The sequence below is a fragment of the Aestuariivirga sp. genome, assembly GCF_047600585.1.
Taxonomy (GTDB): domain Bacteria; phylum Pseudomonadota; class Alphaproteobacteria; order Rhizobiales; family Aestuariivirgaceae; genus Aestuariivirga.
This window is the reverse complement of sequence record NZ_JASGKP010000001.1, coordinates 3261642-3276113: the sequence shown is the minus strand read 5'-3', so window position 1 is coordinate 3276113 and position 14472 is coordinate 3261642. Positions and strand designations below refer to the sequence as shown.

Below are 14472 nucleotides of genomic sequence, written 5' to 3'. Positions count from 1 at the left end.
CCTATGGGCCAATGGGATGGGTGGCGTCTCTGCGCCAAAATCCCACTCACACGCCGGGACGCCACCTTTAGACTTTTTTCAAGCTTTTGAATTGGTGCGCTTGATACATAAGGCCGGATAGTGCAGGTGGACAAGGCCGGTGATCAGTTGCTCAAGCACGGCCGTTTCCCGGAAGAGCGGCACCAGCACGGTGTAGACCGGAAGCGACTCGTCACGGAGCGGCGGCGCGCGGGCACTGACGGGACGGCTGCCGGAGAGAAGCGCAAAAAGCCGGATCGCTACCATCATGGCGAAGAGCGCGCCTGCCAGCAGGGTGAGGGCAACGAGGATCTTGACGGAGTCAAAATGGATGAGGGCGAGCCCGGCAGAAAGCGTGAGCGCGGTTGCCGCCACAGCTTCTTCCGGTGTGAGGCGGCGGAAGGCCGAAAGCTCGGCGGCATCCTCTGCCAGCGCGCGGGTGGCCTGATGCAGCAGCTCCGGTCCCAGCACGTGGCGCACGGCGGCATCGAACGCCGCGCCATCCACCACGGCAGAGACGTGCAGGCCAAGACGGCGGGCCCGGCGCAGGGCATGATCGTTGGCGGCGGCGTAGTGCGGGGCACCATCCCTCTCCGGCAGGGTGATGAGCTTGTGACGGAGGCACAGGCGCGTCTCCCGGCGGGAAAGCCGCTGCAGGGCGGCGGCCAGGGCCTCATCCGCCAGCACCGGCAGGTCTTGCACGACGGCAGGCTCCTGAAAGCTGTGTAAGGCGGGGGGTGGCGCACTGTTCCCGTGCTGCAAGCACGTGCAATCGCCCGGAGCTTGCTCTAGATTGCAACGACCGGAACCACCCCGCCCCTTCACCTCAGACGTGAGATCAAGTGTCTGCCATGCGCCTTTCCTTGCGTGCCCGCCGCCCAACCCAGCCTCCAGAAAGCCCAAGACATGCTGAAAACCGGGCTTCCTTGAAACCGGTCACAACCGAAGGGCGCATGTTGGGATGATTTCCGGCTTTTCCGCAAATACGCGGCGTCTTGGCGCCACGCTCGCCATGCTGCTGATTCTCGGCGCCCTGCCGGCCTCCGCCCAGGAGCAGCCCGAGGCCCCGGCGGTGGAGCAGATCCCCATTCCGCGCTTCCGCGCCATCGATGCCGATGCGCCCCATGCGGAGCGCACGCCGCTCCCCACCATCCGGCTTTTGGCCGAGCCCGACTTCGCGCCGTGGAGCTTCACCCTCGATGACGGCACGCTCGCCGGCATCTCGGTCGATCTTGCCCGCGCCGCCTGCACCGAGGCGGGCCTCACCTGCGAGATTTCGGCGACACCTTTCACCGGGCTTCTGCCTGCGCTCCTCAAAGGCGATGGCGATGCGATCATCTCGGGCCTCCGCCTCAACAACGATCTCATGACCAACATGGCGCTGACCCGCCCCTATTTCCGCTCCATGGGGCGCTTCATGATCCGCCGCGGCACGCAAGTGGCGGCCGCCGATCCGCGCTCCCTCGCGGGCCGCCGCGTGGGCGTGGTGGGCGGCACGGCGCACGAGGCTTTCCTCAAGGCGCACTACGACAAGTCGCAGCTGGTGGCGCAACCGGATGAAGCCACCATGTTCGAGGCACTGCGCACGGGTGCTCTTGACGTGGCCTTCGGCGACAGCCTCCACATGTCCTTCTGGATGAACAGCGACGGCGCCCGCAAGTGCTGTGCTGCACTGGGCGGAGCGGTGATCGACACCGAAACCTTCTCGCGCCCGCTCGTCTATGTGGTGCGGGCCGACAAGGCCGCGGTGCGCGACCGCTTCGACGAGGCTCTCGACAAGCTGGAAGAATCGGGCACCACCGCCAGCATCTTCGCCCGCTACCTCCCCGCGCCCGTATGGTGATTGGGCAGGCGCGGCCTCACTGAACAGGAACTCTCCCATGATCGATGCGCGAAAACTTCTCCTGCCGCCGGGTGGTGCTGCCACTCCCATCCATGTGGTGGCGAAGGCGGACTGGGCCTCCTTCAAGGCGGGCCTGGGCGAGGCGGCGCAGGGCTGGGCCAGGACCCACGCCTATGAGGCGGCCCCGCTCGCCCTTCTCGTCGTGCCCGGCAAGAAGGGTGGGGCCGAAGCGGTGATCGTCGGAGCACCCGCCGAGCGGGACGATCCCTTTGCGCTGGGTGCCATTGCGGCGCGCCTGCCGGAAGGCCGCTATGCCTTCGCCGACAAGAAGGCCGCCACACTCTCCGTGGCGCTGGGCTGGGCAGGCGAGCTCTACAAGTACGACCCCTTCCGCACCACCAAGGTGAAGATGGCGGAACTGGTGCTGCCCTCGAAGGCGCTGGCCGACGAGGCCGTGATGATCGCCAACACCATCTTCGCGGTGCGCGACCAGGTGAACACGCCTGCCAACCTCTTCGGCCCCGACGAACTGGAGCGCGATGCCCGCGCCCTTGCGAAATCCCACAAGGCGAAGATCACCGTGGTGAGCGGTGCCGCTCTCGAGAAGGGCTTCCCGCTCATCCATGCGGTGGGTGCGGCGTCCACCCGAAAACCCCGCCTCATCGACATCACCTGGGGCAAGGCGAGCGATCCGAAGGTGACGATCGTCGGCAAGGGCGTCGTCTTCGACACGGGCGGTCTCGACATAAAGCCGTCGTCCTCCATGCTGCTGATGAAGAAGGACATGGGCGGGGCTGCAAACGTGCTGGGCCTCGCCCGCCTCATCATGGAGGCGGGACTGAAGGTCAGGCTCCGCGTCCTTGTTCCTGCAGTTGAAAATGCCATCGCCGGCGATGCCTTCCGGCCGGGCGACATCTTCAAGTCGCGGAAGGGCCTGACGGTCGAGATCGGCAACACCGACGCCGAGGGCCGCCTCATTCTCGCCGATGCGCTGGCGCTCGCAGACGAGGAGAAGCCCGAACTGCTGCTCGACATGGCAACCCTCACGGGAGCGGCGCGCGTGGCGACCGGCCCGGACCTGCCGCCCTTCTTCACCGATGACGAGACGCTGGCCGCCGACCTCTCGCGCCATGCCTTCGCGGTCAATGATCCGCTCTGGCGGCTGCCCCTCTGGCGGGCCTATTTCAGCATGATCGAAACACCGCTCGCCGACCTCAACAATGCAGGGGCAGGCGGCTTCGCCGGGTCGATCACCGCGGCGCTGTTCCTCCGCCGCTTCGTCGAGGCGGCGAAGGCCTATGTGCACTTCGACATCTTCGCCTGGACACCGACGGCAAAGCCCGGACGCCCCAAGGGCGGCGAGGCGCAGGCGCTCCGGGCCGTCTTCGCACTCCTCAAAGAGCGCTACGGAAAGTGACTTGCAGGCCGGGGCCTTTTGGAGAATGATCCGGACCCGAAACAAACTGGTCCGGACCAGACTGGCCCATGCCCCACCGCCTCACCCCCGCCCAGAGCATGAAGCTCTGGCACGACGTGCACCTGGCGCTCGTCCATGATGACGAACCGGATCTCTCGGTGCGGCAGATGAGCGTGATGCTCACCGTCTATCTCGAAGCGCCGCCGCACACGGTGCGAGGCCTTGCCGCCAAGCTCAAGGTGACGAAGCCGGTGATCACACGGGCCCTCGACAGCATGGGCAAGCTCGGCCTCGTCAGCCGCCGCCGCGACGAGAAGGACAAGCGCAACGTGCTTGTTCAACGAACGGTAAAGGGTGTGCTTTATCTGGAACGGCTGGGTGACCTGATCGGACAGACTTCGGAAACCATGTGATGAGCACGCTCGACAAACGCCTGAACGCCTACCGTCCCGACCTCGCCGAGGTCTCGTTGCGGGGCCGAATCGAGGCCGAACGCTTCGTGGAGGGCCGCCCCATGCAGGTGGGCCGTGCCGTTGCTTCGCTCCGCCGCCAGCCCGATGACGCCGCCATGCAGCTGACCGAGGCGCTGCCGGGTGAACGGCTCACCGTCTTCGATGATGCCAACGGCTGGAGCTGGGTGAAGCTCGCCCGCGACGGCTACGTGGGCTACATCCGGTCGGCACTGCTGGAGGCACCGGGTGCCGCCGCGACCCACGAGGTGGTGACGCCCTCGACGTTCGTTTACCCCAAGGCCGATCTCAAGTCGCAGGATGCCGCCACCCTCCCCATGCTGGCGCGCGTCGCCGTCACCGGCACCGAGAAGGACTACAGCGCACTCGCGGGCGGCGGTTTCATCTTCACCAAACATCTCGCACCCGTGGGATCGGGCCGCGGCGACTTCGTGAGTGTGGCCGAACGCTTTCTCCATGCGCCCTACTACTGGGGCGGCAAGACCGCGCGCGGGCTCGATTGCTCGGGCCTCGTGCAGGTGTCGCTCCATGCGGTCGGTCACGATGCACCACGTGACAGCGACATGCAGGAACAGACGCTCGGCGCCGCGCTGAAAAAAGGCGAGGCCCTGCGCCGCGGTGATCTCGTGTTCTGGGATGGCCATGTCGGCATCATGACCGACAGCACCATGCTGCTGCATGCCAACGGCAGCGACATGCTCGTGGTGATCGAACCGCTGGCCGAGGCCGTGGCCCGTATCGAAGCCAAGGGCAAGCCCGTCACCAGCATCAAACGGCTGGGATAAAAGCTGCAAGATCAATGGGCTGTGGCGGAGCCGTCACAGAGGCTTGAAACGGGTCAATAGCCCCGCGCCCGGTCCACGAGGTTGGAGAGTTGTCCGGTCTTTTCGTAGACCGCGATCTGCTGTGCCACATACTGGCAAATGACGGCGGGATCGGAGTCGGCCGCGATGTGCGGGGTGAGCGTCACCTTGGGATGCGTCCAGAAGCGGCTCTCTTTCGGCAGCGGTTCGGTGCGGAAAACGTCGAGTGTCGCGGCATGGAGTTCGCCCGCATCGAGGGCGGCGAGAAGCTCGTCCTCGTTCTGCTGGCGGCCGCGGCCCGCATTGATCAGGATGGGCGCACCGAAGGGCCCGCTGCGGGCAAGCTTGCGGATGAGCGCGCGGTTGAGAATGCCGTCAGTCTCCGCCGTGGCGGGGAGGAGCGAGACCAGGACATCGGTGCGGGCGAGGAAGGTGTCGAGGCCGCCCGCGCCGGAATAGCACTGCACGCCCTCGATGTGTTTCGGCGTGCGGCTCCAGCCCGCCACCTTGAAGCCGAGCATGGCAAGCTTCGTGGCCGCATCCTGACCGAGGACACCAAGCCCCATGATGCCGACGCGAAGGCCGCTTGCCGCATGGGTCGGGAAACTGTCCCACAGGTGCCTTTTCTGGTTCTCGTCGAGGCGGCGCTGTTGGCGGTGGTGCATCAGCACATGGAGCACGATGTATTCCGTCATGCGCATGGTGAGGTCGGGATCGTTGACACGGACGATCGGCGTCTTCTCCGGCAGCGTCGGGTCCTTGAGGATGGCATCCACGCCTGCACCCAGCGAGAAGATCACCTTCAGGTTCACGAGCGACTTCACCACATTGGGAGGCGGCAGCCAGGCTGCCACGTAATCGATGGTGGCGGGATCGCCCATCTCCGGCCACACCCGCACATCCATGGCGGGGGCAGCCTTGCGCATTTCCGCAGCCCACTGCTGGCCATCCCATGTGGGTGTCACGAACAGAAACGAACTCATTGCTTCACGGCTCCTTCGCTGGCCTTGAGGTTGAGGGCGGCGGCGAGCAGCGCCTTGGTATAGGGGTCCTGCGGGCTCTCGAAAATCTGCTTCGCCGGCCCGCGCTCCACCACGGTGCCGTTCCTCAGCACGATCACCTCGTTGGCGAGCGCCCGCACCACCTTCAGATCATGGCTGATGAAGAGGAAGCCGAGGTTGTGCTTCTGTTGCAGATTGCGCAGGAGATCGACCACCTGCGCCTGCACCGACATGTCGAGGGCGGACGTAGGCTCGTCCAGCATGATGAAGCGCGGATCAAGCGCAAGGGCGCGCGCAATGGCGATGCGCTGGCGCTGGCCGCCCGAGAATTCGTGGGGGTAGCGGTCCATGGCGGCGGGATCGAGCCCTACCTCGGTGAGCGATTGCGCCACCCGCTCGCGCCGCTCATCGTCCGAGAGGGCAGGGTTCTGGATGCGCAGGCCTTCTTCCACGATCTGCACGATCGACATGCGCGGGCTCAGCGATCCGAACGGATCCTGGAAGACGATCTGCATGTCCTTGCGCAGCGGCCGCATCTCCTTGCTGTTCAGGCCGTCGATGCGGCGGCCCCGGAACAGGATTTCGCCCTTGGATGAAATGAGCCGGAGCATGGCAAGGCCCAGCGTGGTCTTGCCGGAACCGCTTTCGCCGACGATGGCCAGCGTCTGGCCCGCCTTCACCTGGCAATCGAGCCCATCCACCGCCTTGATGTGGCCGATGGTCTTGCGGAGGAAGCCGCGGCGGATGGGAAACCAGACCTTCAAGTTCTTCGCTTCCGCAATCACCTCGGCGTCGGGCTTCACGGGCGGCGGCGCACCTTTGGGCTCTGCCGCCAATAGCATCTTCGTGTAGGCGTGTTGCGGAGCGGCGAAGAGCGCCTTGGCCTCGCCCTGTTCCACCACCTTGCCCTTCTGCATGACGCAGACCTTGTCGGCCATGTGGCGCACGATGCCGAGATCATGGGTGATGAGGAGCAGCGCCATACCGAACTCGGCCTGCAGGTCCTTCAGCAGCTTGAGGATCTGCGCCTGCACCGTGACGTCGAGCGCCGTTGTCGGTTCGTCGGCGATCAGCAGTTCCGGCTTGTTGGCAAGGGCCATGGCGATCATCACGCGCTGGCGCTGGCCGCCCGAGAGCTGGTGCGGATAATCCTGCAGGCGGCCCTCGGGGTCGCGGATGCCGACCTTGCCGAGAAGCTCTACGATGCGGGCGCGGGCGGCGGGGCCGGTGAGGCCCTGATGGATGTCGAGGATCTCGCCGATCTGCCGCTCCACCGTGTGCAGCGGATTGAGCGAGGTCATCGGCTCCTGGAAGATCATGGTGATGTCGTTGCCGCGCACCCGGCGGAGCGCCGCATCATCCTTGGCGAGCAGGTTCTCGCCCTTGAACCGGATTTCGCCCGAGGGGTGCGAGGCGGCGGGATAGGCGAGCAGCTTCAGGATGGAAAGCGCGCTCACCGACTTGCCGGAGCCGCTTTCACCCACCAGCGCCAGCGTCTCGCCCTTGTTCACGGAGAAGGAGACGTGATCGACGGCGAGCGTCTCCACGCCGCCCTGGCGGAAGGCGACGGACAGGTCCTTCACCTCGAGGAGCGCCGTCATGCGAAGGTCTTCCGCGGATCGAGCGCATCACGCACCGCCTCGCCGATGAAGACGAGGAGGGTGAGCAGGATCGAGGTGACGAAAAAGGCGGTGAAGCCGAGCCACGGCGCAAAGAGGTTGTCCTTGCCCTGCTGCACCATTTCACCGAGCGAAGCGGAGCCGGGCGGCAGGCCGAAGCCCAGAAGATCAAGCGCCGTCAGCGTCGTCACCGAGCCCGAGAGGATGAAGGGCATGAAGGTGACGGTGGAGACAAGCGCATTGGGCAGCACGTGGCGCACCATGATCTGCAGGTCGCTGAGGCCCAGCGCCTTCGCGGCGCGCACATATTCGAAGTTGCGGGCGCGCAGGAATTCGGCGCGCACCACGCCCACAAGCCCGGTCCACGAGAACAGCGCGAGAATGAAGAGCAGCAGCCAGAAACTCGGCGTCACGAAGGCGGCAAGGATGATCAGCAGATAGAGTGTCGGCATCGACGACCAGATGTCGATGAAGCGCTGGAAGAGAAGGTCGGTCCAGCCGCCGAAGTAACCCTGCACCGCGCCCGCGGCGACGCCGATCACCGAGGAAATGAAGGTGAGGATGAGGCCGAAGGCAACCGAGATGCGGAAGCCGTAGATGAGGCGGGCGAGAACGTCGCGGCCCTGGTCGTCGGTGCCAAGCCAGTTCATGTTGCCGAAGACGCACTGCGGGTCTTCCGCCTGCAGCGGATACTTCGCACAGGCGAGGTCCTCGTGCATGAGGAAGGCCGGCCGCGAGGGCGCAGGCGACGGCAGTTCGCGGTTCACCGTGCCGTAGGAATAGCGGATCGGCGGCCAGACCATCCAGCCATTGGCATTGATCTCGTCGGCGTTGACGGGATCACGGAAATCCGTGACCGCGAGGAAGCCGCCGAACTTGCTCTCGGGATAATCGACAAGCAGCGGATAGAGCAGCTCGCCCTTGTAGGAGGCGATGATCGGCCTGTCGTTCGCGATGAAGGGCGCGAAGATCGACAGCACGAAGAGGATCATGAAGACGACGAAGGACCAGTAGCCCCGCTTGTTGCGGCGGAAGAGCTGCCAGCGCCGTTGGTTGAGCCGTGAGAGCTTGATGAGCGCCATCAGGTCTCCCGCGACTCGAAATCGATGCGGGGATCGATCCAAGTGTAGGTGAGGTCGCTGATCAGCGCCACGATGAGGCCAAGCAGTGTGAAGATGTAGAGATTGGCGAAGACGACAGGATAGTCCCGGTTCACCGCCGATTTCCAGGTGAGATAGCCGAGCCCGTCGAGCGAGAAGACGAATTCGATGAGGAGCGAGCCCGAGAAGAAGGCGGCAAGGAAGGCGCCGGGGAAGCCCGAGATCACCAGCAGCATGGCGTTGCGGAAGACGTGGCCATAGAGCACCTGCCGCTCGGTCAGGCCCTTGGCGCGCGCGGTCGTCACGTACTGCTTGCGGATTTCATCCAGGAAGGAGTTCTTGGTGAGAAGCGTCATGGTGGCGAAGCCGCTGATGCCGAGGGCAGTGAGCGGCAGCACGAGGTGCCAGGCATAGTCCTTGATCTTGCCCCACCAGGAGAGCTCGTTGAAATTGTCGGAGGTGAGGCCGCGGAGCGGGAAGATGTCCCAGTAGCTGCCGCCGGCAAAGAGCACGATCAGGATGATGGCGAAGATGAAGCTCGGGATGGCATATCCCACGATGATGACGGCGGACGTCCACACGTCGAAGGTGGAGCCGTCGTTCACCGCCTTCTTGATGCCGAGCGGAATGGACACGAGATAGGTGATGAGGGTGAGCCAGAGGCCGAGCGAGATCGATACCGGCATCTTCTCCTTGATCAGCTCGATCACGGTCTTGTCGGTGAAGTAGCTCTTGCCGAAGTCGAAGGTGGCGTAGTCCTTCACCAGCTTGAAAAATCGCTCGTGGGCGGGCTTGTCGAAGCCGAACTGCTTTTCCAGCGACTTGATGAACTCGGGATCGAGGCCCTGCGCGCCGCGGTACTTCGAGGTGACGCCGCCAGCGTCCTGATTCTGCAGCTCATTTCCGCCGCCGCCCAGGCGCGAATTGGCGTCACCCTGGTTGTCGAGCTGCGAGATGATCTGCTCGATGGGGCCGCCCGGCACGAACTGCACCACAACGAAGGTGAGCAGCATGACGCCGAGCAGCGTCGGGATCATCAGCAGCAGGCGTTTGAGGATATAGGCGCCCATCGAGGGGTCAGACCTTCTTCATCGTCGCGGCGGCCTCGGCGTCGAACCACCAGATGTCGGGATAGCCCGGCGAATAGCCCGGCATCTTGTCTGGATGCTTCACCCGCTTCCAGTAGGCGATCCAGTCGGCGGCCTTGAACCACATGGGAACGACATAGTGGTTCCACATCAGCACCCGGTCCATGGCGCGGCAGGCGGTGATGAGGGAGGCGCGGTCGGGCGCCGATACGATCTTGTCGATGAGCGCGTCAATGGCGGGGTTCTTGATGCCCACCTGGTTGCGGCTCTTCTTCTGGTCGGCGAATTCGCTGCCGAAGAACTCGCGCTGCTCGTTGCCGGGTGAAAGCGACTGGCCCCATGTTCCCACGATCATGTCGTAATCGAACTCCGCCTCGATGCGCTCGTTCTGCGCGGCATCGACGAGGCGGACATTGGCGTTGATGCCGAGGAGCGCAAGCTGCTCCACGTAAGGCAGCGCCACGCGCTGGAAGGCTTCGCTGTCGAGCGTGATGGTGAAGGCGAAGGTCTCGCCCTTGGCGTTCTTCAGCACCTGCCTGTTGCCGGATGTCTCGGCCTTCCAGCCGGCTTCGGCAAGCAGGCCTTGCGCGGCGCGCAGGTTCTTCCGCCGGTCCTGCGGGGTCTTGTTGCTGGGGCTCGTGTATTCGGTGGTGAAGACCTCGGACGGAACCTTGTCGCGCAAGGGTTCGAGAAGGGCGAGTTCCGCTTCCGACGGAAGGCCCTTTGCCTCGAGTTCGGAATTGTTGAAGTAGCTGCGGCTCCGCGTGTAGAGGCCATAGAAGAGGTTGGCGTTCGACCATTCGAAGTCGAAGGCGAGGTCAAGAGCACGGCGCACGCGAACGTCGGCGAAGAGCGGACGGCGGATGTTCATCACCCAGGCCTGCATGCCGGAGACGCCGAGGCGAGGGATTTCCTCGCGGATGACGCGGCCGTCCTTCGCGGCAGGAAAATCATAACCCGTCGCCCACTGCTTGGACGAGCTTTCCAACTGGATGTCGAACTGGTCGCCCTTGAAGGCCTCGAGCAGGATGTTGCGGTCCTGGTAGAACTGGGTCTCGATCTCGTCGAAATTGCTGTAGCCCGCGTTCACCGCCAGGTCCTTGCCCCAGTAGTTCTCGAAGCGCTTCACGTTGATCGAGAGGCCGGGGCGCACTGCGGCGATCTGGTAGGGGCCGGAGCCGAGAAGGGGTTCGAGCGTGTTGCTGGCAACGTCGCGCTGTTTGCCGCTGGCGTCCTTGCCTTCCCACCAGTGCTTGGGAAGCACCGGCAACTGCCCGGTGATCTGCGGCAGCTCGCGGTTGCCCTTCATCGAGAATGTGAAGGTCACCTCGTGGTCGCCGGTCTTCTCCACCGTGTCGACGTTCTTGTAGTAGGCGGCGTATTGCGTGCTGTTCTTCTTCAGCGACTGCATGGAGAAGATCACGTCTTCCGGCTTCACCGCTTCGCCGTCGTGGAAGCGCGCCTCCGGGCGCAGGCGATAGACGACACTGCCGTAATCCTCCGGGAACCAGACACTCTCTGCGAGGAGTCCGTATTCGCTCGACGGTTCATCGAGCGAGGGCTTCATCAGCGTTTCGTTGACGCCCGGATTGGCCGGGTCACCCTTCATCGTATAGGGATTGATGCTGTCGAAGCTGCCGAGGGCCGCAAGCCTCACCTTGCCGCCCTTGGGTGCAGCGGCGTTCACATAGCCGAAGGCGGTGAAGCCCGGCGCGTAGGCGAGTTTCTCGAACAGCGTGGTGCCGTGGCGGAAGACGCGGTCGTCGGCGAGGAGCGGGCTCGCAAAGGCTGGCGCAAAGGGTGCCACGGCGGAAAGCTGCAACAACTGCCTGCGCGTCAACATCTTCTGTGGCCGTCCTTTCGACATTGATTCGGGTCCTGTTTTACGCGGGTGCGGGCCCAAAAGAAAACACCGGCGGTTGCGCCGCCGGTGCGAAGAAAGAGGCCCAAATCTGGCTGAATCAAGGAGCCGGGAACGGCTTCGGCGAGTCCGACAGGGTGGCGAGATAGGCGATCAGGTTGGCGCGCTTGGCGTCGTTCTTGATGCCGCCGAAGCCCATCTTGGTGCCGGCGATGAACGCCTTCGGGCTGGTCAGGAAGGTGTTCAGGTGCTCGTAGGTCCAGTTCTGGCCGTCCTTCTCGGCGAAACCGGCCGAGTAGGTGTAGCCTTCATGCTTGCCCATCGGGCGCTCGACCACGTCCCAGAGGCCGGGGCCGGTCTTGTTGGTGTTGGCCTTGGAGAGATCGTGGCAGGCGGCACAGGCCTTGGCTTCGGCGGCGCCCTTGGTGGCATCGGCCGAGGCGAGAAGCGTGCCGATCGACTTCGCTTCCGCTGCGGGGGCCGCATCGTCACCGGCAGGCGGGGTGGCTTCAGCCACTTCAATGGCCATGCCCGGCTTGTCGGCCGAGGCCGGCGTGGGGTGGAAGATCACGCCCGTGACGGCCTCGAGGCCGAAGACGAACAGGGCTGTGCCCAGAACGGCGCCCGCGATCTTGTTGAAAGTCCAGCTGTCCATGCGATTCCCAAGTCCCTTTTGGTTCAGCCGCGACTAACTAATGCTTTGCCCCCGCCACCGCAATATCTATAACTCAACGCGCCACAATTTGCCGCGCCCCGGCCCAACCTGATGATAGAACAGCAAAATACGATCATCGTGATCCCCACACGGCTGGCCTCGCGCAACCTCCCGGGGAGGCCGTTGGCCGATATCTGGGGCGTGCCGCTGGTGGTTCATGTCTGGCGCCGGGCCATGGAGGCGAAGATCGGCCATGTGCTGGTGGCGGCCGCCGACCTGCCGATCGCCGAGGCGGTGAGGGCCCATGGCGGCGATGCCATCGTCACCGAGCGCGGCCACGCCACGGGCAGCGACCGGGTCGCCGCAGCCCTTTCCATGCGCGATCCGCAAGGCCGTTACAGCCATGTGGTCAATCTCGATGCAGGGCTTCCGGTGGTCGATCCCCTCTCGGTGCAGCGCTGCCTCGCCGGCCTCACCAACGAGACGGTGGACATCTCGACGGTGGCGGCGGCGCTTTCGGGGGCCGATGCGGTGCATGATCCCGCCATCGTCAAGGCGATCGCGCCCCTCGCCGAGCGCGAGGTGGCCTTCGCCCGGGATTTCCTGCGCGAGCCGCCCATCACCCAGCCGCCGCCCTTCTTTCAGCATGTCGGCATCTATGCCTATCGCCGGCCTGCACTCGACACCTTCGCCCGGCTGCCACCCTCACCACGGGAACGGCAGCTTGGCGTGGAAATGCTGCGGGCCCTCGACAACGGGCTCAAGGTGGCTGTCGTCAGGATCGACAACCTGCCGCTCCATGTGGCATCCCCTGCCGATCTCGAAGCCGCCCGCCTCGCCCTCAAGGAGAAGAAATGACCGACAAGATTGCCTATCAGGGCGAACCCGGCGCCAATTCCCACATCGCCTGCGTGGAGGCCTGCCCCAAGCATGAGCCCTTGCCCTGCCGTACCTTCGAGGACGCCTTCCAGGCCGTGCAGGACGGCACTGCCGCGCTCGCCATGATCCCCACCGACAACTCGGTTGCGGGCCGCGTCGCCGACATCCATCACCTGCTGCCCGCGTCCTCGCTCTCGATCGTGGGCGAACACTTCCTGCCGGTGCATCACCAGCTTCTGGTGGTGAAGGGCACCAAGGCCACCGACCTCAAGACCGTGCACAGCCATGTCCACGCACTGGGCCAGTGCCGCAAGGTGATCCGCGAGATGGGTTTGCAGGCGGTGGTCGCGGTCGACACCGCCGGTGCGGCGCGCGAGCTTTCGGAGATCAAGGACAAGACGAGGGGTGCAATCGCCACCCGCCTTGCAGGCGAGATCTATGGCCTCGACATTCTCCGCGCCGACATCGAGGACGAGGCCCACAACACCACTCGCTTCGTCATCCTCTCAAACCAGCGCAGCGACGCCGAGCAGGGCTCTGGCCCGGTGATGACCAGCTTTGTCTTCCGTGTACGGAACGTTCCTGCCGCCCTCTACAAGGCGATGGGCGGCTTCGCCACCAACGGCGTCAACATGACGAAGCTCGAATCCTACCAGCTCGAGGGACGCTTCGCCGCCACCCAGTTCTACGCCGAGATCGAGGGCCATCCGCAGGACCGCCCGGTGCGCCTCGCTCTCGAGGAACTGGCCTTCTTCTCGTCTTACATGCGCATCCTCGGCGTCTATCCCGCCAGCCCCTACCGCGCTGAAATCGCACGGAAACTGGCGGAACAGTCGGCCTAATCTTCAACCGCCGCCCGGATCAGGGTGTGGGCAATCGCGTAAGGGTGCGAGGCGTGGAAGCCTTGCGGGTGGGTGCGCGCCAGCATCTGCAGCACTTCGGCGCGCGGGAACCAGCGGGCATCCTCGATCTCCTTGGTGTCGACGGTGACTTTCGTGGTCGCCGCCTCGCCGATCAGGCCGATCATCAGCGATGACGGGAAGGGCCAGGGCTGACTCGCGATATAGCGGATGGCGCCCACCTCGATCCCTGATTCCTCGAAGACCTCGCGCCGGGCTGCCTGCTCGATGGTCTCTCCCGGTTCGACGAAACCGGCGAGCGCCGAATACATGCCCTGCGCCCACGCCGCCTGGCGTCCGAGCAGCACCTGTTCTCCGTGGGTGACGGCGATGATGACGACGGGGTCGGTGCGGGGAAAATGCTCGGCGTTGCAGGCCGCACAGGTGCGGCGGTAGCCGGCATCATGCATGGCGGTCTTGCTGCCGCAGTTGGCACAGAAGCCATGGCGCTCGTGCCAGTGCACGAGGCTCCGCGCCTGGGCGAGGATCGAGAGCGTGCCGTGGTCGACCACGCCCGCCAGCATCATGCCGCGGAGTGGCGAAAGCTGTGCCGTCTCGGGTGCGGGCGCCACGAACCACGGCGCGCCGGCGGGATCGAGGCCGAGAAAAATTTCGTCCGGCTGCGGTTCCGCCTGAAGCCTGCGGGGCAGGTCGCCGTCCGTTTCCACCTGGTCGCCGCGCACCCGGATGAGCACGCAATCGGCCCGCCTGCGGAGGGCGGCAAGCTCCTCCGGAACGGTCCGCACGTCGTGATTGCGGTTCAGGGGCGATGTCACATAGGCGGGCATGGAGGCGGGCATGGAGGGGCAATAGTCCTCG

The 14472-nt window shown here is 65.0% G+C and carries 14 protein-coding genes; 6 read left to right on the top strand and 8 right to left on the bottom strand.

All coding sequences use genetic code 11. The annotated features are described in order from the left end of the window. Positions 1-78: 78 nt before the first annotated feature. Positions 79-720 (bottom strand): hypothetical protein, encoded by a 642-nt coding sequence (locus QM801_RS16115; protein WP_415020227.1) that lies wholly within the window; start codon positions 718-720, stop codon positions 79-81. Between the two features lie 259 nt (positions 721-979). Between QM801_RS16115 and QM801_RS16110 the strand changes: the two genes are divergently transcribed. The 4 genes from QM801_RS16110 (at position 980) to QM801_RS16095 (ending at position 4533) form a co-directional block, all read left to right on the top strand. Then, positions 980-1861, top strand: coding sequence for a transporter substrate-binding domain-containing protein (locus tag QM801_RS16110; protein ID WP_415020226.1), 882 nt, complete (start codon positions 980-982; stop codon positions 1859-1861). A gap of 37 nt (positions 1862-1898) precedes the next feature. Beyond that, positions 1899-3278, top strand: coding sequence for a leucyl aminopeptidase family protein (locus QM801_RS16105; RefSeq protein ID WP_415020225.1), 1380 nt, complete (start codon positions 1899-1901; stop codon positions 3276-3278). Between the two features lie 68 nt (positions 3279-3346). Further along, on the top strand, positions 3347-3691 hold the full coding sequence (locus QM801_RS16100; RefSeq protein WP_415020224.1) for a MarR family transcriptional regulator: 345 nt from the start codon (positions 3347-3349) through the stop codon (positions 3689-3691). Continuing rightward, the gene (locus QM801_RS16095) at positions 3691-4533 is read left to right on the top strand and encodes a C40 family peptidase (protein WP_415020223.1); all 843 of its coding nucleotides are present in this window, start codon (positions 3691-3693) and stop codon (positions 4531-4533) included. Before QM801_RS16100 ends, QM801_RS16095 begins: the two co-directional genes overlap by 1 nt. A gap of 53 nt (positions 4534-4586) precedes the next feature. Here the strand turns inward: QM801_RS16095 and QM801_RS16090 are convergent, their stop codons facing one another. From QM801_RS16090 to QM801_RS16065, 6 genes are all read right to left on the bottom strand, one after another. Continuing rightward, positions 4587-5534, bottom strand: a complete 948-nt coding sequence (locus QM801_RS16090; RefSeq protein ID WP_415020222.1) for a 2-hydroxyacid dehydrogenase — start codon at positions 5532-5534, stop codon at positions 4587-4589. Continuing rightward, positions 5531-7153 (bottom strand): ABC transporter ATP-binding protein, encoded by a 1623-nt coding sequence (locus QM801_RS16085; protein ID WP_415020221.1) that lies wholly within the window; start codon positions 7151-7153, stop codon positions 5531-5533. Before QM801_RS16085 ends, QM801_RS16090 begins: the two co-directional genes overlap by 4 nt. Next, a complete protein-coding gene (locus QM801_RS16080) occupies positions 7150-8253 on the bottom strand; it encodes an ABC transporter permease (protein ID WP_415020220.1) in 1104 nt (367 codons plus the stop codon). The genes QM801_RS16085 and QM801_RS16080 overlap by 4 nt, the downstream gene beginning before the upstream one ends. Continuing rightward, a complete protein-coding gene (locus QM801_RS16075; RefSeq protein WP_415020219.1) occupies positions 8253-9341 on the bottom strand; it encodes a microcin C ABC transporter permease YejB in 1089 nt (362 codons plus the stop codon). Before QM801_RS16075 ends, QM801_RS16080 begins: the two co-directional genes overlap by 1 nt. Positions 9342-9348: 7 nt before the next feature. Beyond that, positions 9349-11202: an extracellular solute-binding protein gene (locus QM801_RS16070; protein WP_415020218.1), complete on the bottom strand. Its 1854-nt coding sequence runs from the start codon at positions 11200-11202 to the stop codon at positions 9349-9351. 118 nt (positions 11203-11320) lie between these two features. Next, positions 11321-11875 (bottom strand): c-type cytochrome, encoded by a 555-nt coding sequence (locus QM801_RS16065; RefSeq protein WP_415020217.1) that lies wholly within the window; start codon positions 11873-11875, stop codon positions 11321-11323. A gap of 111 nt (positions 11876-11986) precedes the next feature. On the opposite strand from QM801_RS16065, the gene QM801_RS16060 reads away from it, so the two are divergent. Both QM801_RS16060 and QM801_RS16055 read left to right on the top strand, forming a co-directional pair. Next, positions 11987-12733 (top strand): cytidylyltransferase domain-containing protein, encoded by a 747-nt coding sequence (locus tag QM801_RS16060; RefSeq protein ID WP_415020216.1) that lies wholly within the window; start codon positions 11987-11989, stop codon positions 12731-12733. Further along, on the top strand, positions 12730-13596 hold the full coding sequence (locus tag QM801_RS16055; RefSeq protein ID WP_415020215.1) for a prephenate dehydratase: 867 nt from the start codon (positions 12730-12732) through the stop codon (positions 13594-13596). Before QM801_RS16060 ends, QM801_RS16055 begins: the two co-directional genes overlap by 4 nt. Here QM801_RS16055 and nudC read toward each other — a convergent pair. Beyond that, a complete protein-coding gene (gene nudC, locus QM801_RS16050; RefSeq protein WP_415020214.1) occupies positions 13593-14453 on the bottom strand; it encodes an NAD(+) diphosphatase in 861 nt (286 codons plus the stop codon). The two genes, QM801_RS16055 and nudC, sit on opposite strands and share 4 nt — an antisense overlap. Between the last annotated feature and the right edge of the window lie 19 nt (positions 14454-14472).